This window comes from Vibrio sp. 3-2(1), assembly GCF_963887575.1.
Classification (GTDB): domain Bacteria; phylum Pseudomonadota; class Gammaproteobacteria; order Enterobacterales; family Vibrionaceae; genus Vibrio; species Vibrio anguillarum.
In genome coordinates this window covers 1-3,079 of sequence record NZ_CAWPGB010000037.1, presented here as the reverse complement: position 1 = coordinate 3,079, position 3,079 = coordinate 1, and the positions used below count along the sequence as shown (strand labels likewise).

At 49.6% G+C, this 3,079-nt stretch carries 1 tRNA gene and 2 rRNA genes; all 3 read right to left on the bottom strand.

The features are described 5' to 3' along the window. A 23S ribosomal RNA gene (locus AACQ79_RS13040) occupies positions 1 to 2,205 on the bottom strand; the annotation flags it as partial. 307 nt (positions 2,206 to 2,512) lie between these two features. After that, positions 2,513 to 2,588 (bottom strand) — tRNA-Glu (locus AACQ79_RS13035). An 88-nt stretch (positions 2,589 to 2,676) separates the two neighbouring features. After that, positions 2,677 to 3,079 (bottom strand): 16S ribosomal RNA (locus tag AACQ79_RS13030); the annotation flags it as partial.

Here is a 3,079-nt window from a genome sequence, read left to right as displayed (position 1 = left end):
CCCCGATGAGGGGCCTACGTTAGAACATCAAAACGACAAGGGTGGTATTTCAAGGTCGACTCCACGCAATCTAGCGACTGCGCTTCTAAGTCTCCCACCTATCCTACACATGTAGGTTCAATGTTCAGTGCCAAGCTGTAGTAAAGGTTCACGGGGTCTTTCCGTCTAGCCGCGGGTACACTGCATCTTCACAGCGATTTCAATTTCACTGAGTCTCGGGTGGAGACAGCGTGGCCATCATTACGCCATTCGTGCAGGTCGGAACTTACCCGACAAGGAATTTCGCTACCTTAGGACCGTTATAGTTACGGCCGCCGTTTACCGGGGCTTCGATCAAGAGCTTCGACCTAAGTCTAACCCCATCAATTAACCTTCCGGCACCGGGCAGGCGTCACACCGTATACGTCATCTTGCGATTTTGCACAGTGCTGTGTTTTTAATAAACAGTTGCAGCCACCTGGTATCTGCGACTCTCGTCAGCTCCATCCGCGAGGGACTTCACCAATAAGAGCGTACCTTCTCCCGAAGTTACGGTACCATTTTGCCTAGTTCCTTCACCCGAGTTCTCTCAAGCGCCTTGGTATTCTCTACCCGACCACCTGTGTCGGTTTGGGGTACGATTGCTTATAATCTGAAGCTTAGAGGCTTTTCCTGGAAGCAGGGCATCAATGACTTCACTGCCGTAGCAGCTCGACGTCGTGTCTCAGCCTAACAAGAAACCGGATTTACCTAGTCTCTTAGCCTACGCACTTGAACCAGGACAACCGTCGCCTGGCCCACCTAGCCTTCTCCGTCCCCCCATCGCAATTATAAGCAGTACGGGAATATTAACCCGTTTCCCATCGACTACGCTTTTCAGCCTCGCCTTAGGGGTCGACTTACCCTGCCCCGATTAACGTTGGACAGGAACCCTTGGTCTTCCGGCGGGGAGGTTTTTCACCCCCCTTATCGTTACTCATGTCAGCATTCGCACTTCTGATACCTCCAGCATGCTTTACAACACACCTTCAACGGCTTACAGAACGCTCCCCTACCCAATACAGTAAACTGTATTGCCGCAGCTTCGGTTTACTACTTAGCCCCGTTACATCTTCCGCGCAGGCCGACTCGACCAGTGAGCTATTACGCTTTCTTTAAATGATGGCTGCTTCTAAGCCAACATCCTGGCTGTCTGAGCCTTCCCACATCGTTTCCCACTTAGTAGTAATTTGGGACCTTAGCTGGCGGTCTGGGTTGTTTCCCTCTCCACGACGGACGTTAGCACCCGCCGTGTGTCTCCCGGATAGTACTTACTGGTATTCGGAGTTTGCAAAGGGTTGGTAAGTCGGGATGACCCCCTAGCCTTAACAGTGCTCTACCCCCAGTAGTATTCGTCCGAGGCGCTACCTAAATAGCTTTCGGGGAGAACCAGCTATCTCCGAGTTTGATTGGCCTTTCACCCCTAGCCACAAGTCATCCGCTAATTTTTCAACATTAGTCGGTTCGGTCCTCCAGTTGATGTTACTCAACCTTCAACCTGCCCATGGCTAGATCACCCGGTTTCGGGTCTATATCCAGAGACTGAAGCGCCCAGTTAAGACTCGGTTTCCCTACGGCTCCCCTATTCGGTTAACCTTGCCACTGAATATAAGTCGCTGACCCATTATACAAAAGGTACGCAGTCACACCACGAAGGTGCTCCTACTGCTTGTACGTACACGGTTTCAGGTTCTATTTCACTCCCCTCACAGGGGTTCTTTTCGCCTTTCCCTCACGGTACTGGTTCACTATCGGTCAGTCAGTAGTATTTAGCCTTGGAGGATGGTCCCCCCATGTTCAGACAGGATAACACGTGTCCCGCCTTACTCGATTTCACTTATAATGATGGAACAGTTACGGGGCTATCACCCTTTATTGCGCCACTTTCCAGAGGCTTCACCTGCATCATTAAAAGCTTAAGGGCTAGTCCAATTTCGCTCGCCGCTACTTTCGGAATCTCTGTTGATTTCTTCTCCTCGGGGTACTTAGATGTTTCAGTTCCCCCGGTTTGCCTCCTTACCCTATGTATTCAGGTAAGGATACGTGCTTATGCACGTGGGTTTCCCCATTCGGAAATCGTAGACTCAAGTGGCTGTTACTGCCTAATCTACGCTTATCGCAAGTTACTACGTCCTTCATCGCCTCTGACTGCCAAGGCATCCACCGTGTACGCTTAGTCACTTAACCATACAACCCGAAGAAGTTTCGTGTTGTAGACAAGTCACCAAGGTTGTCTCTCATTATTTGAATGAGCGAGAGACGTTTGATTTTGCCGGACTCAATTTTGAAAACTTACCGTAGTAAGCTTTCCCAAGAACACTTGAATGTGTTTGGTATCAATACGTTAAACGTATTGATGTTGAGAACTTTTATTTGATAACAACAAACACGTTCGTTGTTATCAGTCAGCTTTCCAAATTGTTAAAGAGCACGATTTGACTTTCTACTAAAGAAAGAAACCATTTTTAAAGATTCTCGTAAGAACATTTAAAGATGGTATCCCGTAGGGGAGTCGAACCCCTGTTACCGCCGTGAAAGGGCGGTGTCCTAGGCCTCTAGACGAACGGGACACTAAGTAAGAATGTTTGGGAACATCCTCGTCTCTTAAACTGTATAAACCATCAATCTGTGTGGACACTCATCAGTGTAATCTTCGTATAAGGAGGTGATCCAGCGCCAGGTTCCCCTAGCGCTACCTTGTTACGACTTCACCCCAGTCATGAACCACAAAGTGGTGAGCGTCCTCCTCGAAAGGTTAAACTACCCACTTCTTTTGCAGCCCACTCCCATGGTGTGACGGGCGGTGTGTACAAGGCCCGGGAACGTATTCACCGTAGCATTCTGATCTACGATTACTAGCGATTCCGACTTCATGGAGTCGAGTTGCAGACTCCAATCCGGACTACGACGCACTTTTTGGGATTCGCTCACTATCGCTAGCTTGCTGCCCTCTGTATGCGCCATTGTAGCACGTGTGTAGCCCTACTCGTAAGGGCCATGATGACTTGACGTCGTCCCCACCTTCCTCCGGTTTATCACCGGCAGTCTCCCTGGAGTTCCC